Below are 20905 nucleotides of genomic sequence, written 5' to 3' on the forward strand. Positions count from 1 at the left end.
CGCATCCCGAAAAGGAATCTTCATATTGAACCAAAACGCGTTCGCACCGCGTTCATTTTCCGGCCACCACGGTCGGTGACGAGAGAATTATCTCGGTTGCCGACAACAACCCGCCATGTCTCTCGCCGCCGATGCCCGCGATGCCGTCCGAAAGCGACCGTTCCTCTTGGCCGCACTTCGCGCCGGAGTCGTCAACTACTCGGCCGCCGCCGAGTTTCTCGACATCGGCGAACAAGAGGCCGTCGCCGCCGCTCTCCGCCGATTCGCCGCCGACCTCCCGGCACTAGAAGCGACGAGCCACGACGCCGTGGTGACGATGCGAAGCGGCGTCGGACTCGTCGGCGAGGACCTTGAGGAACCGGATGGCGAGGCAGTCCTCTCAGTCTCGGGCGTCGAACTCGCTCCGAGTGGTCCACTGACCGCGATTATCGCAGATGGAAACGTCGATACCCAACTTCTCGCGGAGATTCTCACGCGACTCAATGCCGAGTCAGTCGTCGTCGATGCGGCGGGCGTCGCAGGCGACGCACTGCTCGTCGTCGTCCCACGGCGTCAAGGAGCGACCGCGCTCCAAATCGTCGAAGGTGCAGTCGATGTTGCATATCGGTAACCTCGAACGAGACAGACCGACAGCAGCAGGCGCGTCACCCCGTGCCTGGACGCCGTCGGTTCCGACGGGTTGAAAAATGAGGCCGGTGTACCGTGTTGCGATGACGCTGTCCGTGACCAACACCCTGACGGGAGAACGCGAGGACTTCGAGCCACAACGTGACGACGACGTGTTGCTCTACGTCTGCGGACTGACGGTCTCGGACGACGCCCACCTCGGTCACGCCCGCCTCTGGATGCACGCCGACATCATGCACCGATGGCTGGACCACGAGGGCTACACCGTCCACCACGTCGAGAACTTTACTGACGTCAACGAGAAAATCGCCGCCCGAATCGACGAAGACGACCTCGGCGACGACGAATCGGACGTTGCAGAACACTTCATCGGCGACGTGATTCGTGACATGCGCGGGCTCAACCTCAAACGCGCAGAGGTCTACCCGCGCGTCACCGAACACATCCCCGAAATCATCGACCTCATCGAGACGCTCATCGACCGCGGCCACGCCTACGAATCCAATGGCTCGGTTTACTTCGACGTCTCGACGTACGACGACTACGGCAAACTCTCGAACCAGAAGGTCGAGGAGTTGGAAGCACAGGGAGAAGAGTCCGAACGCTCCGAAAAGCGCAACCCGACCGACTTCGCGCTCTGGAAGGCCGGACCAGTCACCCCCGAGACGGCCGCCGAGCATCGAAATCCGGACCTCGAACCACTCACCGACCCGTGTGGCCAGACGTGGGAGTCACCGTGGGGCGAGGGCCGACCCGGCTGGCACATCGAGTGCTCGGCCATGTCGATGACGCATCTCGATGAGACCATCGACATCCACGTCGGCGGCCGCGACCTGGTCTTCCCGCACCACGAGAACGAAATCGCGCAGTCAGAGGCCGCGACGGGCCAACAGTTCGCCAACTACTGGCTTCACGTCGGACTCCTCCAGACCGACGGTGACAAGATGAGTTCGAGTCTCGGGAACTTCTTCTACGTCGATGACGCCCTCTCGGAGTTCGGCCCGGACGTGATTCGAACGTTCTACCTCTCGACTGCGTACGGCTCTGAACAGACCTACTCCGAGGAGACCATCGCCGAAGCCGAAGAGCGCTGGGAACGCCTCGAACGCGCCTACGAATCTGCTGTCGAAGCCTGCGACAGCCCCGACGCTCGAACGAAAGTCGAAGCAGAGGGGTTGCGCGAAACGCTCGATTCGTTCCGCGAGACCTTCACCGTCGCCATGAACGACGACTTCAACGTCCGCGAGGCGATGGCCGAACTACTCGGCCTCGCCAGTGCTGTGAATCGTCACCTCGAAGACGCCGACGAGTACGACTACCGCGCGCTCCACGAGGCAATCGAACTGTTCGAAGAGTTCGGCGGCGACGTGTTCGGTCTCTCCTTCGGTGACGGTGCCGAGGGCGGCGACGTGACCATCGCAAACGACCTCGTGCAACTCATCCTCGACGTGCGCGAGCAAGAACGCGAAGCAGGCAACTACGAACGTGCAGACGACCTCCGCGACGACCTCGACGCACTCGGCGTGGAAGTCGAAGACAGTGCTGACGGCGCGACGTTCCGGTTCGAGTAATCGAACGTTCGGTTACGAAAACGCGAACTGAACCACGGCGATTTCTGGGTGTTCTTCCGAGGAGTCACCCGAGAGACCTAATTCACGAGCGGCGAGTCTGTGCCCTTCTGCGTACCTTCTGAGTAGCGATAATTTACGCTCGTCTTCGACAACTTCGCCCGTTACGTTGCGTCGCTTGCCGTGGAACCAGACGAAACACTCCATCGGTCGCCGGAAGTTCTTCCACCAGTTGCTCTCGGCTTTCGGCGTGACGACGACGAGCGCGGAACCAACTCGTTCGTAGGCGACAGGGAACGTGTATCGTGTCCCGCTCTTCGGGCCGACGTAGGAGACGAGGACGACCCACCTGCTGGCGAGTCCGTGCAGTGGTGATTGGAGGACGCGTCGAAGGAAGGGGTTCATCACTCGCTGTTCGAGCGTTCGTTGCGTCTCCGACACGCGGGGGGTGGACGTGGCGGTAGAAGCCATAGTAGTCTTACGTGACCCGTCGTGAAAACTCTCGCCAGCCGAATCGCGTACCTGTCTTTCACATCGTAAAGAGGTGTGAGTCGTCGGGAATGTCGAAGAGACCCATTCTGACGCCCGCATCGAGCCATCCGTAGCCGTACGAAAAGGACGCCAGCGCGTTCACCCAGTCGTCGTTGGCTTTGAAGTGTCGCCCGTCACCGAGGTAGGATTCGGCCATCTCCAGGCAGTCGGCGGCAGCGTCTCCGAGTGGTGTCTCGTCGGGGACGGCTTGGACGGCCTCGTCGAGCGCGTCGGCGAGCATCCGTTCGTACCGGTTCGTCTTCTCTTCGAGGTCGGCGGTCATGCGAAGAGGTGCGCACGGGATGGATACTGGTCTTTCGCTCTCGGGTGTGCGTGTCAGTGTGTGGGGGTGATGTCACATTCCTCGCAATACAGCGCAAGCTTAAGGCAGGTCTATCGCAAACGAGGGGTAATGACAACCGACGCTGATTCCTTCGTCGAGCATCGAAAGCTCATCATCGCCGGATCGGGGATTTCTGGGCTTTCGGCCGCGATTTACGCCGCTCGCTCCAACAACGAACCACTCGTATTCGAGGGTGACGAGCCCGGTGGGCAACTGACGCTCACCACGGAAGTCGAGAACTACCCAGGCTTCCCTGAGGGCATCTCCGGGCCGGAACTCATCAACAACATGAAACAGCAGGCCGAGCGCTTCGGCACCGAGGTTCGCCACGGCATCATCGAATCCGTTGACGCGAGCGAGCGGCCCTTCACGGTCACGATGAAGAACGGCGACGTGTACACGACCGACGCCATCATCGCGGCCTCCGGTGCATCCGCCCGTACCCTCGGCATCCCGGGCGAAGAGAACCTGATGGGCTACGGTCTCTCCACCTGTGCAACCTGTGACGGCGCGTTCTTCCGCGGCGAGAAAATCATGGTCATCGGTGGCGGCGATGCCGCAGTCGAGGAAGCCAACTTCCTCACCAAGTTCGCCTCTACTGTCTATCTCGTCCACCGCCGCGAAGAGTTCCGCGCAGAGGATTACTGGGTCGACCGCCTGAACGAGAAGGTCGAAGACGGCGAAATCGAACTCATGCTCAACACCGAAGCAACCGAACTCCACGGGTCGCCCGAAGCGGGCGTCGAACACGTGACGCTCGTCCGCAACCCAGAGGGCCACCCGACGGCCAAACTCGACGACCCCGAGACCGAAGAGTTCGACTTCGACGTCGGCGCGGTGTTCTACGCCATCGGCCACACGCCGAACGCGGACTACCTCGAAGGAACCGGCATCCAGCGCGACGACGACGGCTACATCGTCGCCAAGGGCGGTTCCGGCGGCAACCAGACGGCGACGGACGTTCCCGGCATCTTCGCCGCGGGCGACGTCGTGGACTACCACTACCAGCAGGCCGCAACCGCTGGCGGCATGGGCGTAAAGGCCGCACTCGACGCCGACGCCTACCTCGAAGACCTCGAACGCGAAGAGAAGCAGGCCGCCGCGAGTCCGGCAGAGTAAGGCCTAATCTCGACTTTCGGGCGACATCGAACGTCCAGACCACCCCGTAACTCATTCCCGTTTTTCACCGTGTGAGAATCGAAGCATTCGATTTATCCCCCGACCTAGAACTGCCTAGCAATGACCGCAGAGTTCTCTCGTCGGACGTTTCTCCGTGTAACTGCTGTTTCGACTGGTATCGCACTTCTCGCAGGATGTACCGGTGGTGCGAGTTCGGGAGACCAATCTGGAGGCGACGACGGAACTGCAAACGGAGACGGTGGCGAGAGTCGTGACAAACCCTCGTTCGATGGCTGGTTCGACCGAACGCCCAACTACGATGGTGTCCACGACCGAACCGGCGAGGAGACGGTCACTGTCGAAGTCGGCGCAGGCAACGGCTACGTGTTCGAACCGGCGGCGGTGAAAGTCTCACCCGGAACGACCGTCGTCTGGGAGTGGACGGGTGCCGGTGGGTCGCACAACGTCCAAGAGGTGGATGGGGTATTCGAATCGGAACTCGCCGCACAGGAAGGCGTCACCTTCGAGTACACGTTCGACGAGACTGGCGAGTACAAGTACCGGTGTGTCCCTCACGAGACGCTCGGAATGGTCGGTATCGTCGTCGTCGAATAACTACGGTTCTTGTCTCTCGTCTCGGTATCTGGGTTGTGGCCCGTCGAGTGCCGTCAGGTATTCGTTGAGGAGCGTCGGGAAGGCCCGTCCGCGAAGGTTTCGAAGCCCGAAGTCGGCCGCCCAACTGATGATGCCTGTGTCTTCGGTGACGACGCCCGCGTTCAACTCGCGGGCGAGAATGAGCAAGTCGAAGTCTTCGCGTGAGTCGAGTACGCCCTGTCTGAGCGCGCCGCGATAGTCGTCGCGGAGGTCCGAAATCACCTTGTCCACCTCGCTCATCTTCGCTCCGCCGTCTGCCTGTCGCTTCGACTCTTCTGCTTTTCGGACGGCTTTTTCGGAGACTCGGAGCCCTCGGTTGACGCGTTCAGACATCTCGTCGATGAATCGATAGACGATTTCCGCGGGGATGTACACCTCGAAGCGGTCGGGGTGTTTCTTGATGACCCACGTGTCGAGTTTGCCGAGTACTTCGTCCGAAACCCCACGTTCACGAAGGATTTGGACGAGTTCGTCCGCGATAGAAGGCGGCATATAACACGAGATGTTCAGGTCGAGTCGGGCGGCCGCAATCGTATCGAGTAGGCGTTCGACGGCTTCTTCGAAGTTCTCGTCGTCGTCTCTGATTTCCTCGGTGAGAAAAAGGGAGGTGTCGAGCACGAACCGCTGTTTCAAAGGGTACTCGGCCATCGAATGGGTGTTTGTAGCCAGAGGATATGACGTTTCCCCGTGTTCTGGCGCTCTTCGTGTCGAATTTCCAAGAATCGGCGTGAGAAAAGCGCGGTCAGAAAGACGAATTAGAAGAGTGGGTCGAGCGCCTCGGCACCCGAGTGGACGAGTTCGTCGAGTGCCGTGCCACTGGTCTCTTGCTTGGCGAGCATATTTCGCTGGGCCTCGATTGCGACGGCTTGGAGGTTCTTGACGCGTGGGACGCTGTAGACACCCGAGAGGAGGACCACCGCGCCGAGGAAGTCAGAGTTGACAGGGTAGTCGCCGCCGCGGATTTCCATCGTTCCGGTCTCTTCTTCGAGCCACGTCCGGGCGCGTTCGATTCCACGGCGGGAAATCACGCTCGGCGGTCCAGCGACGATGACGAGTCCGCGCTCAGTGCTGCCGATGTCGCAGGGGAGCGTGAGGCGGCCAAGTGCCGCACGGCGAACGAGACTGGTCACGCGATTGGTCGAATCGCCACTATCGTCTTCGACGGGGTCGCTAGTGAGTCGAGAGAGTAGGCCGCGTTTCCGGCGGTCGATTTCGACCGAGGCGTATCCAATCGTGGAGATGCCGCCGGTACTGAGGGTGTTGATGATTTCGGAGGCATCGACGACGGATTCCGCGACTGCACCAGGCTCGGAGACCTCGCCAGCACCGAAGAGAATCCCGAGACGGCGAGCGAGTTCTTCGTTGAGGTCGCGGTAGCCGGATTCGACAGACTCGCCAGTCTTGCGCCACGCATCGTTGTCGAACAGGAGAAGGTTGTCAACCTCTTTGACGAACGTCTGGAGCGAGCGAGCGGCGTTGAGTGTGTAGATACCGCCTTCGTCGCTTGCCGGGAGGACGCCGAGGCCGTAGACGGGTTCAGTGTAGATGTTGCTGAGTTCGCGCGCGATGACGGGTGCGCCGCCGGAACCAGTTCCGCCGCCGAGTCCGGCGACGACCATGAAGGCGTCAATCTCGTGGATGGGGAAGTTGTCCACCATGGCGAGGATGTCACCGACGTCTTCGGCGGTCACGTCTGCACCGAGCGAGTTGTCGGCACCGACGCCGTGGCCCTTGACGCGGGCGAGACCAACGAGTACTTGCCGGGACTCGGGGATATTTCGGAGTCCCTTGAGGTCTGCACGCGCCGAGTTGACCGCAATCGTGTCGACGATGTAGCCGGTTCGGGTTCGCCGGTCGTACTCGATGAGCGAATCGACTATCTTGCCGCCTGCCTGTCCAACGCCGATGAGTGCGAGTTTCATATTGTACTCCTCCGAGAAATTCATTCCATACAACGTGTTTACTCGGCATTGGTATGGCGTGTATAACTGGCTCAGAAACCGGTTAGACGGAGGATGAGGAATTCGGACTCTCGTCGGCAGAACCACCATCTGTCGCCTGTGTTGACTGCTCGCCGAGCGATTCGCAGGCGAGTTCGCCGACGACAGAGAGTACGTTACTCGGTTGGACGACAGTCCCTCGCTCGCGGAGACGGTTGTAGACCGCGGCACCGTCGTCGCCCGCGTAGTTTCGCTCCGAGAATGGTCGTTCTTCGACGAGAACCAGACGGTCGGCCGACAGCGCGGCTTTGAGGTTCGAGAGGTTCCCGTCGCCAACTTCGACGTCGGCGACGACACACACGTCTGCGGCGTCGATTTGCGAGCGAACCGCGCTCTGTGCGGCGTCATCGACGGGTGCATACGGTGGGACGGTTACGAGGTCGGCACCGACGCGCCGCGCCGCTTCGGTGTCCGTATCACCTTCGTTGAGCGCGCCCGCAGAGAGGCCATAGCCTGCCGCCGAGAGGACGTGCAGTGTTCGTGCTGCGGTTCCGCCGCCACCGATGACGTGAACCCGACCGCTTCCTTCGGTCGTCGGGTCGGGAAGGGCGGTGACGTACACCGACCCGGTCACTGGGTGGCGCGAGACGATTGCTTCGGCATCGAAAGCCGACCGAAGGTTCGATTCGGTGAGGACAGTTGCGGGGTCGCCCGCGGAGAGAACTTCGCCACCCGAGAGGAGGACCAACACGTCGCAGTAGTGCGCCGCGAGGTTCAGGTCGTGAATCGCGGCTATCGCAGTCGTTCCGTCGCCAACGAGGTCAGTGACGAGTTCGAGCGTTCGGACCTGGTGGTTGATGTCGAGGCTGGCGGTCGGTTCGTCGAGGAGGAGAACGGGCGTCTCCTGTGCGAGTGCGCGAGCGATGAGGGCACGCTGGCGCTCACCACCGCTGACTTCGTTGATTGGGCGTTCGGCGAGTCGTGAGACCGCAGTTCGGTCCAGCGCCGATTCGACTGCGTTCTCGTCGGCGTCCGACCAGCCATCGAACCGGCCTCGATGCGGTGTGCGGCCCATTTTGACGACTTCGCGCACCGGGAAGTCGAAGGTGACTTCGGTCGTCTGCGGCACGGTTGCGACCACTCGACTGGTCGCTTTCGAAGAGAGCGTGTGGATGTTCTGTCCGGCGATGGTGACCGACCCACGAGCCGGGGAGAGCGCGCCGTTGAGTGTTCTGAGAAGGGTCGTCTTTCCCGCGCCGTTCGGGCCGATGAGGCCGACGAAGGTTCCCTCGTCGATAGACAGCGAGATGCCATCGAGGATATCGTGGCCGCCGAGCGAGACGGCAACATCGTCGAGTTCGATTGCCGCAGGCGCATCGAACGGCCCTTCGTGGTCACTCATGGCGAGCGTACCTCCCGCGTCCGGAGCAGATAGAGGAAGAAGGGCGCGCCGAGTGCCGCCGTGACGACGCCAACGGGGATTTCGGCGGCCCCCGACCGTGCGATGGTGTCGGTGATGACGAGGAACGACGCACCCGCGAGGGCCGAGGTCGGGAGGAGAATTCGATGGTCTGGGCCGACGATGAGCCGGAGGATGTGCGGGACGACCAGACCGACGAAGCCAATCACCCCCGAGACGGCGACTGCCGCGGCGGTGACGAGACTGGCGGTTGCAAGGAGGAGTCGCTTGGTTCGTTCGACTTCGATGCCGAGCGCGTGCGCGTCTTCTTCGCCGAGGAGGAGGACGTTCAAGTCGCGTGCGTGGACGAGGAGAACGAAGAGCGGAAGCGGCAACACGAGTACCAGCAAGCCCACTTCGTCCCACGTCGCCCCCGAGAGGTGACCCATGAGCCAAAAGACGACCTGTCTGAGACTTTCGCCCGCTTGCAGGAGCATGAACGAGATGACCGCACCAAGGAAGGTCTGGACCGCGACGCCAGCGAGAAGAAGCGTCGCAACCGGCGTTCTGCCACCTTCGGTTGCGAGCGAATAGACGACGAATGCGGTCACGATAGCCGACGCGAACGCCGCACCTTGCAGGCCGAACGGGAAGGATATCGAGAGGGCAATCGTCGCAACCGCGCCGACGGCCGCGCCCGAAGAGACGCCGACGATAGAGGGGTCGGCCATCGGATTTCTGAAAAAGCCCTGCATGACGACGCCTGCGGTTGCGAGAGCGACTCCAACGAGCGCGGCGAGGAGGATACGAGGAAGGCGCACAGACGAGACGATAATCCGCGACGAGTCTGGAACCGTCGCGGCGAAGACAGACGTGTACTCGATGCTCGGGGCCGGAACAGGGCCGAGGAGGGGGAAGACGATTGCGCCGCGAAGCGAGACGCCGACGGGGACGACGAGTGCATCGAGCAGTATCGCGGCGACGGTGCGCGGCGGGATAGCGACGTGGCCGATTCCGGCACTTACCACGACTACAGCGGCTAAAAGCGCCGTCAAACCGGCTGTCCACGTCACCGCTCGCGTCCGTATGTTCATCGAACACAACCGCGCTTTCATTAGGTAAATATTTATTGAACTAGCGTGGAGGCGACAGGTATGTTCAAACGATTTGTGGCAGTCCTCCTCGCCGCCACAGTGATACTCTCTGCCGCACCGATGCCAGTCGCGGCAACAGCACAGGCAGACCAGTGTACGTTCCCGATGACGTTTACCGACGCCACGGGAACTGAAGTCACGATTAGTGAAGACCCCGAACGCATCGTGACGACGAACCCGAGCGCCGCCCAGACGATGTGGGAGATTGGCGCGCAGGACGAAGTCGTCGGCCTCTCACAGTACGCGCTGTACCTCGACGGCGCGAGCAAGAAGACGAACGTCTCCGGGTCGGGCGGTGTGAACGTCGAAGCAGTCATCGGACTCGAACCGGACCTCGTACTCGTTCCGAACACGACGTACGTCACCGAACCCGACAAGATTCAGCAACTCCGTGGTGCAGGTTTGACCGTCGCCGTCTTCGAATCCGGTGACTCTCTCACGGGCGTCGCGGACAAAGTCGAACGCGTCGGCAACATCACCGGCAACTGTGAGGCCGGTGCCGAACGTGCCGACGAGATGCGAACCTCGATTGCGAACATGGAGCGCGCACTCGAAGGTGTGGAGCAACCGGTCGGTCTCAACGCCTTCTTCGGCTACACCTCCGGCAGCGGGACGTTCATCTCCGAAGTGATGACGAACGCCGGACTCCGAAACGGCGCGGCAGAAGCCAATATCACCGGCTTCGGCCAAATTAACGAGGAACTCGTCGTGACGATGGACCCCGAGTACATCGTCGTCCCATCGCACGCACCGATTCCGAGCGGCCCGGCCTACAACAGCACGACGGCGATTCAGGAAGGCAACGTCATCGTCGTTGATGCGAACAACCTCCAGCAACCCGCTCCGCGCGCAATCGACGCCTCCGAGGCGATTCTGGAAGCAGTCCACCCCGACGCATACGAGCGATATCAGCAGTTGCAGAACGAGTCAGAGACGACGAGCGATGCAACGACTGAAGCCGAGACGATGACCGACGAACAGACCACAGAATCGATGCCGACGACTGACGCGTCGGAGACGACCGAGGGGGCGGCACCCGGATTCGGTCTCGTTGTTTCCCTCGTCGCGCTCGCGGCAGTCGCATTCCTCGCCCGCCGTCAATAACCAGCCGCTCGATTTTTCTTCGCGTCGGTCGCACAGACCACAACCGTATTACCGTCGGGTTGCCGAAACACACGCATGGTCGAGAACGTCATCTACCCCGCGTACCTCGATGCCGAATGCTCGCGCAGCGAGGGCCGACGGGTTGCAGCGGACCTCGCGGTCGAAGAACCGACCGTGGACGAGATTGCGAAAGCCGTCAAGCAAGTTGGCTACGATGCGGTTATCGAGCGCGACAAGCGCTACTCCCGCGAGTTCGAAACTCGTGGGCGCGTACTCGTGAATAACTCCGACGACGCGACGAAGAACGACATCGTACAGGCAGTCGCCGCCTACGTCGGCATCCTGCGGGACTGATGCAACGCATTGGCACCGTCTCACGGACGGCACAAGGACTCGCAATCGTCCGTCTCGACGACGAAACGCACCCGGATATCGGTACGATGGTCATCGACGAATCGCTCTCGACTGTCGGACGAGTCGTGGACGTGTTCGGGCCGGTCGAGCGCCCCTACGTAGCGATTACGCCGACTGACGGCACGCCCGCCCGCCTCGTCGGGACGAAACTCTACGCCCGATAACAAGCGCAATCCCCATAGCCCTCGGGTCGAAAGCCCCGCACATGACACGTCGCGCCTATCGAGGTGTTGCCCTCATCGCCCTCATCTTCCTCGTCGTCCAAGTCGGCGCACTCGCTCTCGTTCCGACGTTCTTCGAACAGGGGTACCAGACCGTCGAAGACCCCACGGACCCGACGAATAGCCTCCTCTACATCGGGGCGATTATCGGCATGACCGCGTTCATGCTCGCCGCGTTCAAGTACGACCTCGACCAGTTGATTCGACTGCTCATCGTCTTCACCAGCGGTGTCCTCGCGTGGTACGTCTTCGCCGCCATTCTCCCCAACACGCTCGCGGCAATCGCCCTCTCAGGTGCCGTCGCGCTCGCACTCTTGGTCTATCCCGAGTGGTACGTCATCGACGTTGCTGGCGCGCTCATGGGCGCTGGCGCGGCCGGACTGTTTGGCATCAGTTTTGGCCTCCTTCCAGCACTCGTCCTGCTCTCGATTCTCGCCGTCTACGACGCCATCAGCGTCTACAAGACCAAGCACATGCTCGACCTCGCCGAGGGCGTCATGGACCTTCGCATCCCCGTCGTCCTCGTCATTCCGACGACGCTCTCGTACTCCCTTCTGGACGAGGACTTCTCGAAGGACGCGAACGACATCGGCGACGAAGAAGAAGGCGAACGTGACGACGCCGAGAGTGAGGAGAAAGACCCCGCCGACCGCGACGCCTTCTTTATCGGCCTCGGCGACGCCGTGATGCCGACGGTGATGGTCGCATCTGCCGCGTTCTTCTCGCCCGCCGCGTCCCTCGGAATCGCGTCGCTTCCCGCGCTCAACCTGCCCGCACTGCTCGCCATGGTCGGGACGTTCCTCGGCCTCGGCGCACTCATGTGGGCCGTGATGAAGGGTCGCGCACACGCTGGTCTGCCGCTCCTCAACGGTGGCGCAATCGGCGGCTATCTCGTTGGGTCGATTATTTCGGGCGTGCCAATCGTGGCGGCGCTCGGACTCGCACCGTATCTGTAGAATTCGTCTTTTCTCTCTACTCGTCGTTCGCACCCTCACGGACGCGAACCGCCATCCCCGTCTCGAAGTCGAGCATCGCGTCCGCAGAGAGTTCCGCGCGGCCGACACCGAGGAGTTCCGAGTCGGGGCCGACGATGACCACTTCGTCGCCGGGGCGAACGTCTGGGCTGACGTCGGTCACGAACTTGGCGAACGCGTTCTTCCCGTCGCTGACGAACGGAATCGACTCGTCGCCGACGTGGACACGATAGACTGGTTCGTCGAGTCTCTCGACGAGTTGTCGGCCACCGGCGATACCGAGGGTGAATCGGCCGTCGGTGCCGTAGGAGGTCACGCGCTCGCCTTCGACGTAGACCTGTCGCGGGCGACCACTTCGAGAGCGTGAGAGTTCGATTTCGCTATCTGGCGGAAAGAGCGCATCGCCTGTGCCTTTCCCGAATTGGTAGTCGGCGACCACGCGAAGGTCGGCGAGGTCAGTGGCGTCAGTGTTGGTCATACCCCAGTGTATCAACTACCGGCTAAAGTGGGTCGCGGTCCTGAACGAGGGGTTGAGATTATATCACACACTCAGATACAACGGAAAGTCATAAGTCTGGGAGAGACGGTTTTCCGGTAATGACTGCCGATATGCGTCTCGCTGCACTCGGAACCGCGCTGCTTCTCGTGAGTAGCGCGATTCTGGTGCAGACCTCCATCGACGGGCGATTGCCCGTCGTTCTCGCCGCGCTCGCCTCAGTTGGGGCCGTCGCGGCCGTCTTCCGAGCATCTTCACAAGCGAGCTGAGAGTTCTTGCCAAATTACATATAGCGACAACAACACATTCGGGGTATGGCAGCTATCAGTTCCCTCTTTACAGCCCTCTCTGCCCTCCGGCGGAACCCCGTGATATTCTTCGGGGGTCTCATCTCCGGATTGGTAACGCTCCCACAATTCGCCACCCAGTTAGCAGGGATTCCGCTCGTTCCGACAGGATTGCAAATCCTGACGTTCTTCATCATGCCCTTCGTTGCCGCCGGAATCTACGGGATGGCACAGGAATCGCTCTCGAATCAACAGACGTCGTTTTCGACGTTCACCGCCGTCGGTCGTGAGAAGTACGTCCCGCTGTTGCTGGCGAACCTCGTCAACTTCGGCATCTACCTCGCGTTTATCATCGTATTCGGTATCGTCGCCGTCGCCGCAGTAGCGACAATCGGTATCGGCGCACTCGCCGGTGGTGGCGACTTCGCCCTCGGTACCGGCGCGATTATCGCGCTCGTCGTCGTGGCACTGCTCGCTCTGGTCTTCTTTATCATCCAGTTCGTCATCCAGTTCTTCCCCGTCGCAGTCGTCGTGGACGACGCCGGAGCAATCGAAGCCTTCGGTGACAGTTATCGTCTCGTGCGTGCGAACATCCTCCCCGCCATAGGCTACTGGATTATCACGTTCATTGCCGGTGCCATCGTCACTGCCCCCGTGACTGGATTCGTTATCTTCCGAACCTTCCAGAACATCCAAGACGTACAATCTGCACAGGCCGCCGGTGGTGCGATGCCGAACGCTGCCGCAGGTCTCGGCCTTTCGCTGGTCGAAGTCCTCTCGCTGTCGGCTATCTCGCTGGCGCTGACGATGCTTCTCACTGCATTCGTCTCCACGTACGCTGTCAGTTTCTACCAGGCACACGCAGCGCCGAATGTTGGCCCCGACATCGAAGGCGACGACGTGATTCCGGAGTTCGAATAACTACAACAAGAACGTCTCTTTTCGCTCCGAAAGGTCGATGAACGCGTCCGACGCTTCGACGAGTTCGTCTGCGGTGGATTCTCTGAACGACATCACTTCGACGCGGACGCCCTCGTGTCGGAGGTGCGAACACAGTCGTTCGAAGTCACCGTCGCCCGAACAGAGGACGATGGTATCGACGTGGTTGGCGAGACTCACCGCGTCGAGGGCGATTCCGAGGTCCCAGTCGGCTTTCTTCGAACCGTCACCGAACGTCTTGATGTCCTTAATCTTCGTCTCAAAACCGATATCGACGAGTGCATCGAAAAATCGCTCTTCGTCTGGAGAGTCCGCGCGGATGACGTAGGCAATCGCCCGCGTCAGTGCGCGCTCTGCGGCCCCTTTTTCGAGGAGTGACGAATAATCGATATTTCGGGAGTAGATACTCTGTGCCGTATGGTAGAGATTCTGCGCGTCGGCTAAGATAGCGACACGCTGATCTTGGTGAATCTCGGTCATCTGTGGACCACACACACGCACGACGCTAATATCCGTCGGTAAACCGAGTGAAACCGACTCGAGAGACGGCAGGTGATGTGAAGGACGTAAACTATATCATGTTCCGAGGTACTCGTTGCCAGTGTGAACATTGCTGTTCGGCCGCCCGTCACACCCACACGGTCGACAGCGACGCGTCCTTTTTTGAAAAAACGCGCTCCTTGATCGCTCGTTGCGGGGGTAGCGACCCCGTCTCGGGTGGATTCTGAACTCACAGCGCGCAGTCGTCAAATCGACGAACACCACACATCACACCAACACCACCCATGACATCAATCGACCTCCGTGGGGTCTTCCCCGCGATGACAACGCCGTTCCACGAAGACGGCAGTATCGACTTCGAAACACTCCAGTCCGACGTTCGACGCCTCGAAGCAGCAGGTGTCGATGGCCTCGTTCCCGTCGGCTCGACTGGTGAGTCCGCGACGCTCACCCACGACGAACACATCGAAGTCGTCGAAGCCGTCGTCGAAGCCGTCGAAGAGATTCCGGTAATCGCCGGGTCCGGGTCGAATTCGACCCGCGAAGCACTCGAACTCTCACAACGCTCCGCAGACGCTGGCGCCGACGCACTCCTTCTCATTTCTCCGTACTACAACAAGCCCGAACAGTCGGGTATCATCGACCACTACGAAACGCTCGCCGACGAGGTAGACGTCCCGCAAATCGTCTACAACGTCCCCAGCCGAACGGGAAGCAACATCCTCCCCGAGACGGTCGCCACGCTCGCCGAACACCCGAACATCGCAGGCTACAAGGCCGCCAGCGGCGACGTGGGACAAATCTCGCAGGTCGTCGAATACACCCGAGACGAGGACTTCGCCGTCCTCTCGGGCGACGATGGACTCAACCTCCCGATTATCTCGGTCGGCGGCGTCGGCGCAATCTCTGTCGCCGCGAATATCGAACCCGCACGTACGGGGGCGGTGATTCACTCGGCTCTGCAAGGTGACTACGAACGCGCCCGAGAGATTCACCACGACCTCGCACCGCTGTGCCGCCAACTCTTCATCGAGACGAACCCGATTCCGGTCAAGGAAGCGATGGAGATTCGCGGCTACGGTCCGGCAACGATGCGTCCACCGCTCACACGCTTGAGCGAAGAACACGTTGGCGAACTCGAATCGATTCTCGACGGCCTCGCCTCCGCCGAGGCACTCGCAGACGGAGGACTCGACGAGTGACGGTCCGCATCGCAGTCACCGGGGCTACTGGCCGAATGGGTGGCGAAGTACTCGCTGCCGCGAGCGAGCGTGACGACGTCGAAGTCGTCCTCGCTGTCAGTCGCTCGCCGGGGGCGGAAGTCGAAGGCGTCGCCGTCGAATCGACCGCCGACCTGCCCGAACTCCTCACCGAAAACGAACCCGACGTGACTATCGACTTCACCGGACCCGACTCGTGTCTCGAATACGCGAGCGCCTGTGCCGAAGCAGGCGTTGCGTTCGTTACGGGTACGACCGGCCTGTCCGACGAGCAGTTCGACGCGCTCGAATCGCTCGCCGAGGACGTGCCAGTCCTCTACGCGTCGAACTTCTCGCGGGGGATTGCCGCACTTCGACGGGCAGTCCGCGAGGCAGTTCCCGCACTCGATGGCTACGACATCGAACTGACCGAAACGCACCACAACGCCAAGCGCGATGCCCCCAGCGGAACGGCACTCACGATTTTAGAAGACATAGACGACGTTCGCGGCGACGCCGAGCGCGTCCACGGCCGCGAGGGAGAAGCCCCACGAAGTGACGGCGAGATAGGAGTACACGCCAGACGGGCCGGGGATATTGCCGGTGAACACGAGGTATTACTGGCTGGAAACCACGAGTCACTATCACTCACACACCGTGCCGGGTCACGCGGCGTCTTCGCCGCCGGGGCACTCGACGCCGGGGCGTGGCTCTCGGGCCGCGACGCTGGCTGGTACGACTTCACGGAGGTACTCGAATGAGCTTACAATCAGACGTAGAAGGCCTATGGCAGCAGTATCAGAACGACGAAATCGACGCCGCATCGGCGACTGTTGACGAACTCGACACGCTCGATGCGTTCCTCGACGCCCTTGAAGCGGGCGAGGTGCGCGCGGCAGAGAAGACCGGGTCAGATGTGACCTCGTGGGAAGCCAACGAGTGGGTCAAGCAAGGAATCCTCCTCAACTTCGGCCTGCGCGAGACGCTCGCCCGCGAGTACGGCGACGTTCGCTACCACGACGTGCTTCCTCTCCGCGACACCGCTGACCTTGGTGAGCGCGGGACGCGCAACACACCCGATGGAACCGCAATCCGACGCGGAGCCTACCTCGGCTCTGACTGCATTATGATGAGCCCCTCGTTCGTCAACATCGGCGCATACATCGGCGACGGCACGCTCGTCGATTCCTGTGACACCGTTGGCTCCTGTGCCCAAATCGGCGCGGACGTCAAGCTCGGCGCAAACACCCTCATCGGCGGCGTTCTCGAACCCGTCGAAGACGCCCCCGTCGTCATCGAAGACGGCGCGGCACTCGGTGCTGGCTGTCGTGTCACCTCGGGATTCCGCGTCGGCGAGAACTCTATCGTTGGCGAAAACACGCTTCTCACCCCGCGAATCCCGGTCTACGACCTCGTTGACGAGGAAATCTACTATGGGCACCTGCCAGCGAACCGTCGCGCGTTCACTCGCTTCGTGGAGTCGTCGCTCGGTGACCACGAGATGTTCGAAAGTGGCGCGTACAAACCCGCCGTCGTCGCACTCGACATCGAGGACGACACGCTCGATGCGACCCGTCGAGAGGAGGCACTCCGCGAATGAGCGCGGGAGGTCCGGCAGTACGGCGACTCGCCGACTGGGACCGCGAGCAACTGTTATCGCTCGCCGACGAGTTCGGCGCACCGCTGTACGTCACCGACCTCCAACGCGTCGAAGAGAACTGCCAGCGCCTTCGAGACGCGTTCCCTGAAGCGCACATCAGCTACGCGGTCAAAGCCCACACCGGACAGGCCGTCCTCGAAACCGTCGGTGAAGCAGGACTCGATGCAGAGTGCGCTTCTGCGGGCGAACTCGTCCGCGCCTTCGACGCCGGATTCGAAGGAAATCGCGTCCGCTACACCGCAGTCAACCCACCGAGCGAAGACCTCGATATCGTCGTCTCCTACTGGGAATCGAACCCTGACCTGACGATTACAGTCGGCGCAGAGGACACCATCGACCGACTCCAAGAACGTGGCTTCGATGGCCGCCTCTGTCTCCGCGCGAATCCCGGTGTCGGTGCAGGCCACCACGAGAAGGTCCAGACCGGCGCGCACGCCAAGTTCGGTATCCCAATCGACCGCGTTCCCGACATCGCAGAGTCCGTCCGCGACGAAGTCGAACTCGTCGGCGTCCACGCCCACGCGGGCAGTGGAATCTCGGGCGACGACCTCTCGGCTCACCGCGAACTGGTGCGTCGAATGGGTGACCTCGAACGGTCGATTCCGGGCCTCGAATTCGTGGACGTGGGCGGCGGGTTCGGTGTTCCCTACCGCGAAGACGAGCCACCACTCGACCTCGAAGCGGTCGCCGACGCCACCCGTGAGGCACTCGGCGAGACCGAAGCCGACCTCGCAATCGAACCGGGCCGGTACGTCGTCGCCGACGCGGGTGTTCTTCTCTCCGAAGTGAACACCGTGAAGGACGTTCCCGAGACGACCGTCGTCGGCACTGACGCTGGTATGACGACTCTGCTCCGACCAGCGATGTACGACGCGTACCACGCGGTGTCGAACCTCTCTCGGCCCGACGCCGAGGTGGTATCGACTATCATCGCGGGACCCGTCTGTGAGACGAGCGACGTACTCGCAGACGACCGACCACTCGCTCGCCCCGAACGGGGCGACGTTCTCGCGTTCGGCAACGCCGGGGCCTACGGCTACGAGATGGCAAGCACCTACAACTCACGGCCACGCCCCGCCGAAGTCGTCCTCGACGACGACGGCCCACGCGTTGCCCGTCGCGCAGAGACCCTCGAGGACATCACCACACTCGAACGAACCGCATCTGAACACATCCCCAACTGACCAAGCACACACAGAATCATGAGCGTACTAAACACCGTACCATTCGAAAAGTTCCACGGCACTGGAAACGACTTCTTCGTCGTCGATGCAGACGACCCCGTCCCGGACCGACCGGCCTTCGCACGGGCACACTGCGACCGAGACGGCGGCATCGTACTGAAAGAAAGCGAGCGAGTCGGCGCAGACGGCGTCCTCTTTCTCGCCTTAGAAGACCGCTACGACCCACCGCGAGTCGTCATGACCCTCGTCCAACCCGACGGCTCTGTCGCCGCCATGTGCGGCAACGGCGCTCGCGTGGCCGCCGCGTGGGCCGCCGAGCGAACCGGGTCGGACCAGATTATGATAGACACCCCGGCGGGCACCCGACGTGCCCTCATCGAAGACGACGACGTGACCGTCGAGATGGGCGCACCGATGTTCGACCCCCGAGACGTTCCAGTCGATAGCGGGGAACCCCTCGTCGAAACCGACGTCGAAGGGCTCACTGTCACCGCGGTCAACACCGGCGTCCCGCACGCCGTCTCGTTCGTCGATGACGTTGACGACGTAGACCTCGAAGCCGTCGCACCGGCGGTTCGCCACGCACCAATCTTCCCCGAGGGCGCGAACGTGACGCTCGCATCGCCCGACGGAGACGGCGGATTCGACCAGCGAACCTTCGAGCGCGGCGTCGAAGGTGAGACCCGGTCGTGTGGTACGGGCGCAGTCGCCGTCGTCGCCGCCGCAAAGCGCGTCGGACTCGTCGAAGGTGACGACCCAGTACGTGTCTCCCCACCGGGTGGCAACCTCTCGGTGACGGTTCCCGACGAGGGCTCGGCACTCCTCGGCGGCCCGGCAGTCCGCGAGGGCGCAGGTGAAGCGGACACCGTCTTCCGCGAACGATGAGCGGCACGGGGTCGGGGTTCGACCCCATCGACTTCCTCGAACGGGCCGTTCCGGTCGCGTCCAACGAAGACGTGAGCGAGATGCGTGACCTACTGGTCTCGACAATCGAGGCACAGGGTATCGACGCGCGCGTAGACGACGCGGGCAACACGCTTGCCTCGAAAGGTTCGGCCGACCCAGAGACGCACCTCGTACTCAACACGCACATCGACACGGTGTCGCCACACGTGCCGTACGAGCGCGAATCAGGTATCATCCACGGACGCGGGTCGTGCGACGCGAAGGGGCCACTTGCGGCATTGCTTTCTGCCTTCTTCGCCGTCGAACCCGCTGACGATGCGCGGGTGACATTGGCGATTACCCCCGACGAAGAACTTCTCTCGCTCGGCGCGGACGCGCTCGACGTCGAAGGCGACATGTACATCGTCGGCGAACCGACCGGCCTCGACGTGTGTACCGCCGCCAAGGGACGATTCGAGGGGACTATTTCGCTCTCGGGTGTCGCGGCTCACGCCGCCGAACCGCAGTCGGGGGCCAACGCTATCGACGCGCTCGCGCCGGTGCTGTCCGTAATCGACCAGTTCGACGACGGGCGCGACGAACATCCGGACCTCGGGGCGGCCAGTCTGACGGCGACGATGGTCGATGGCGGTGAGAACTCGAATCAGGTTCCAGCGTCGTGTAACCTCGTGGTTGACCGCCGAAGTGTGCCGCCAGAGACCGCTGACGGCTTCCGAAACTCGCTCGAATCACAGCTCCGCGAGGCCGTTTCCGAGGAGGTTTGCGTCGAGTTCAACCTGACCGAGCGCCCGACGCCGTTCCTCGAAGCCTTCGCCACCGACCCGGACCACGAACTCGTTTCGACGCTCTCGGATGCGTCACGTGGGGCAGGGGGGTCCGGAGCAGTTCGTCCGTTTACTGCGGCGACCGAAGCATCCTACTTTGCACACGCCCCCGTGGTCGTCTTCGGTCCGGGCGACCTCGCCGACGACGAGGGCGCAGTCGCCCACGCCGAACGCGAGTACGTGACGACTGCCGACGTTCGAATGGCCGCAAACGCGCTCTCGGAAGCGGTCGCATCCCTCGTCAGCTAAATGTCTGACAATCAAAACGTTCTTGTTCGATAGCATAGAAGTTTTGGCAGATGCGTACTCCCCGAGTTCTCTATGTTGGTCTCGCGTTCCTCGTATTCATCTCTGGAGTTGGGGGTGCTGCTAGTGGGTTCAACATCAACTACGAAGGTGAGCAGTTCGTACTCGACGCAACTGCCGGACAGCACGTCCGCGGAACCACAACGTTCGAGAAAGGAACGGTAATCAACGTCCGTGTCATGTCGAGCGGCGAAACACATCCGTTTCTCATGTCGAAGTCGGTGAGCGTCGGAACCAACGGGAGTTTCGACGTGCAGTTCGACCTCACTGAGTTAGCTCCCCTCCGTGGCGGACCAGTGACAGTTGCGATTCGCCACAACGAATCGCGTCTCTATGCGACGAACGCGACGCTCGTGACGAACAATATGCCCGCCGATTCGACGCTGACACCTGACGTGGCCGACACGACCGAGACGACGACGAAGACGACCACGACAGACTCCCCGTCGACTGGCATCGAAGTCCCCGGCTTCGGCCTCGTCGCGGGGCTACTCGCCCTACTCGTGACCGCACTGCTCGTGCGTCACTGACGGCCGACAGAACGCAACGCCCTTT

At 61.9% G+C, this 20905-nt stretch carries 25 protein-coding genes; 17 read left to right on the forward strand and 8 right to left on the reverse strand.

The genetic code is table 11. From position 1 onward, the window contains the following. Positions 1–115: 115 nt before the first annotated feature. Positions 116–610 (forward strand): hypothetical protein, encoded by a 495-nt coding sequence (locus ACK509_RS03320; protein WP_410765073.1) that lies wholly within the window; start codon positions 116–118, stop codon positions 608–610. A gap of 100 nt (positions 611–710) precedes the next feature. After that, positions 711–2198, forward strand: a complete 1488-nt coding sequence (gene cysS / locus ACK509_RS03325) for a cysteine--tRNA ligase (RefSeq protein ID WP_410765074.1) — start codon at positions 711–713, stop codon at positions 2196–2198. A gap of 12 nt (positions 2199–2210) precedes the next feature. Here cysS and ACK509_RS03330 read toward each other — a convergent pair whose 3' ends face one another. Beyond that, positions 2211–2666 (reverse strand): hypothetical protein, encoded by a 456-nt coding sequence (locus ACK509_RS03330; RefSeq protein ID WP_410765075.1) that lies wholly within the window; start codon positions 2664–2666, stop codon positions 2211–2213. Positions 2667–2724: 58 nt separating this feature from the next. After that, complete coding sequence (locus ACK509_RS03335) at positions 2725–3009, reverse strand: DUF357 domain-containing protein (protein ID WP_410765076.1); 285 nt, start codon at positions 3007–3009, stop codon at positions 2725–2727. Between the two features lie 129 nt (positions 3010–3138). On the opposite strand from ACK509_RS03335, the gene ACK509_RS03340 reads away from it, so the two are divergent. Then, entirely contained in the window at positions 3139–4188 is a 1050-nt protein-coding gene (locus ACK509_RS03340) for an NAD(P)/FAD-dependent oxidoreductase (RefSeq protein WP_410765077.1), read from the forward strand. A gap of 120 nt (positions 4189–4308) precedes the next feature. After that, complete coding sequence (locus ACK509_RS03345) at positions 4309–4803, forward strand: halocyanin domain-containing protein (RefSeq protein WP_410765078.1); 495 nt, start codon at positions 4309–4311, stop codon at positions 4801–4803. Here ACK509_RS03345 and ACK509_RS03350 read toward each other — a convergent pair whose 3' ends face one another. The 4 genes from ACK509_RS03350 to btuC all read right to left on the reverse strand — a co-directional run bounded on the left by ACK509_RS03350 (position 4804) and on the right by btuC (position 9275). Continuing rightward, positions 4804–5490, reverse strand: coding sequence for an RNA ligase partner protein (locus ACK509_RS03350; RefSeq protein WP_410765079.1), 687 nt, complete (start codon positions 5488–5490; stop codon positions 4804–4806). It lies immediately after the preceding gene. Between the two features lie 107 nt (positions 5491–5597). Continuing rightward, entirely contained in the window at positions 5598–6764 is a 1167-nt protein-coding gene (locus tag ACK509_RS03355) for a tubulin/FtsZ family protein (RefSeq protein WP_410765080.1), read from the reverse strand. An 82-nt stretch (positions 6765–6846) separates the two neighbouring features. Then, positions 6847–8184: an ATP-binding cassette domain-containing protein gene (locus ACK509_RS03360; RefSeq protein ID WP_410765081.1), complete on the reverse strand. Its 1338-nt coding sequence runs from the start codon at positions 8182–8184 to the stop codon at positions 6847–6849. After that, positions 8181–9275, reverse strand: a complete 1095-nt coding sequence (gene btuC, locus ACK509_RS03365; RefSeq protein WP_410765082.1) for a vitamin B12 ABC transporter permease BtuC — start codon at positions 9273–9275, stop codon at positions 8181–8183. Before btuC ends, ACK509_RS03360 begins: the two co-directional genes overlap by 4 nt. A 60-nt stretch (positions 9276–9335) precedes the next feature. Here btuC and ACK509_RS03370 point away from each other — a divergent pair, with 60 nt between their 5' ends. From ACK509_RS03370 to ACK509_RS03385, 4 genes are all read left to right on the forward strand, one after another. Next, positions 9336–10439, forward strand: a complete 1104-nt coding sequence (locus ACK509_RS03370) for a PGF-CTERM-anchored ABC transporter substrate-binding protein (protein ID WP_410765083.1) — start codon at positions 9336–9338, stop codon at positions 10437–10439. Positions 10440–10514: 75 nt separating this feature from the next. Continuing rightward, on the forward strand, positions 10515–10793 hold the full coding sequence (srp19, locus tag ACK509_RS03375; RefSeq protein ID WP_410765084.1) for a signal recognition particle subunit SRP19: 279 nt from the start codon (positions 10515–10517) through the stop codon (positions 10791–10793). Next, positions 10793–11017 (forward strand): H/ACA ribonucleoprotein complex subunit GAR1, encoded by a 225-nt coding sequence (locus tag ACK509_RS03380; protein WP_410765085.1) that lies wholly within the window; start codon positions 10793–10795, stop codon positions 11015–11017. The genes srp19 and ACK509_RS03380 overlap by 1 nt, the downstream gene beginning before the upstream one ends. 41 nt (positions 11018–11058) lie before the next feature. Next, on the forward strand, positions 11059–12030 hold the full coding sequence (locus ACK509_RS03385; protein ID WP_410765086.1) for a presenilin family intramembrane aspartyl protease PSH: 972 nt from the start codon (positions 11059–11061) through the stop codon (positions 12028–12030). A 16-nt stretch (positions 12031–12046) separates the two neighbouring features. Here ACK509_RS03385 and ACK509_RS03390 read toward each other — a convergent pair whose 3' ends face one another. Further along, positions 12047–12526, reverse strand: coding sequence for a PUA domain-containing protein (locus ACK509_RS03390; protein WP_410765087.1), 480 nt, complete (start codon positions 12524–12526; stop codon positions 12047–12049). A gap of 119 nt (positions 12527–12645) precedes the next feature. On the opposite strand from ACK509_RS03390, the gene ACK509_RS03395 reads away from it, so the two are divergent. Next, positions 12646–12813 (forward strand): hypothetical protein, encoded by a 168-nt coding sequence (locus ACK509_RS03395; RefSeq protein WP_410765088.1) that lies wholly within the window; start codon positions 12646–12648, stop codon positions 12811–12813. A gap of 45 nt (positions 12814–12858) precedes the next feature. Then, positions 12859–13752, forward strand: a complete 894-nt coding sequence (locus ACK509_RS03400; protein WP_410765089.1) for a hypothetical protein — start codon at positions 12859–12861, stop codon at positions 13750–13752. Here the strand turns inward: ACK509_RS03400 and ACK509_RS03405 are convergent, their stop codons facing one another. After that, positions 13753–14250: an NYN domain-containing protein gene (locus tag ACK509_RS03405; RefSeq protein WP_410765090.1), complete on the reverse strand. Its 498-nt coding sequence runs from the start codon at positions 14248–14250 to the stop codon at positions 13753–13755. Between the two features lie 305 nt (positions 14251–14555). Between ACK509_RS03405 and dapA the strand changes: the two genes are divergently transcribed. Genes dapA through ACK509_RS03440 form a run of 7 tightly spaced genes read left to right on the forward strand, consistent with a single transcriptional unit; the run spans position 14556 to position 20880 of the window. Beyond that, the gene (gene dapA, locus ACK509_RS03410; protein WP_410765091.1) at positions 14556–15473 is read left to right on the forward strand and encodes a 4-hydroxy-tetrahydrodipicolinate synthase; all 918 of its coding nucleotides are present in this window, start codon (positions 14556–14558) and stop codon (positions 15471–15473) included. Beyond that, positions 15470–16231, forward strand: a complete 762-nt coding sequence (gene dapB, locus ACK509_RS03415; RefSeq protein WP_410765092.1) for a 4-hydroxy-tetrahydrodipicolinate reductase — start codon at positions 15470–15472, stop codon at positions 16229–16231. Before dapA ends, dapB begins: the two co-directional genes overlap by 4 nt. After that, entirely contained in the window at positions 16228–17070 is an 843-nt protein-coding gene (locus ACK509_RS03420) for a 2,3,4,5-tetrahydropyridine-2,6-dicarboxylate N-succinyltransferase (RefSeq protein ID WP_410765093.1), read from the forward strand. The genes dapB and ACK509_RS03420 overlap by 4 nt, the downstream gene beginning before the upstream one ends. Continuing rightward, the gene (lysA, locus tag ACK509_RS03425; RefSeq protein WP_410765094.1) at positions 17067–18314 is read left to right on the forward strand and encodes a diaminopimelate decarboxylase; all 1248 of its coding nucleotides are present in this window, start codon (positions 17067–17069) and stop codon (positions 18312–18314) included. Before ACK509_RS03420 ends, lysA begins: the two co-directional genes overlap by 4 nt. Positions 18315–18332: 18 nt before the next feature. Then, positions 18333–19199: a diaminopimelate epimerase gene (dapF, locus tag ACK509_RS03430; RefSeq protein WP_410765095.1), complete on the forward strand. Its 867-nt coding sequence runs from the start codon at positions 18333–18335 to the stop codon at positions 19197–19199. Further along, complete coding sequence (locus ACK509_RS03435; RefSeq protein WP_410765096.1) at positions 19196–20293, forward strand: M20 family metallopeptidase; 1098 nt, start codon at positions 19196–19198, stop codon at positions 20291–20293. The genes dapF and ACK509_RS03435 overlap by 4 nt, the downstream gene beginning before the upstream one ends. Positions 20294–20343: 50 nt before the next feature. Beyond that, positions 20344–20880 (forward strand): BGTF surface domain-containing protein, encoded by a 537-nt coding sequence (locus ACK509_RS03440; RefSeq protein WP_410765097.1) that lies wholly within the window; start codon positions 20344–20346, stop codon positions 20878–20880. The last annotated feature ends 25 nt before the right edge of the window (positions 20881–20905 follow it).

Source organism: Haloferax sp. DFSO60, from assembly GCF_046557615.1.
Classification (GTDB): domain Archaea; phylum Halobacteriota; class Halobacteria; order Halobacteriales; family Haloferacaceae; genus Haloferax.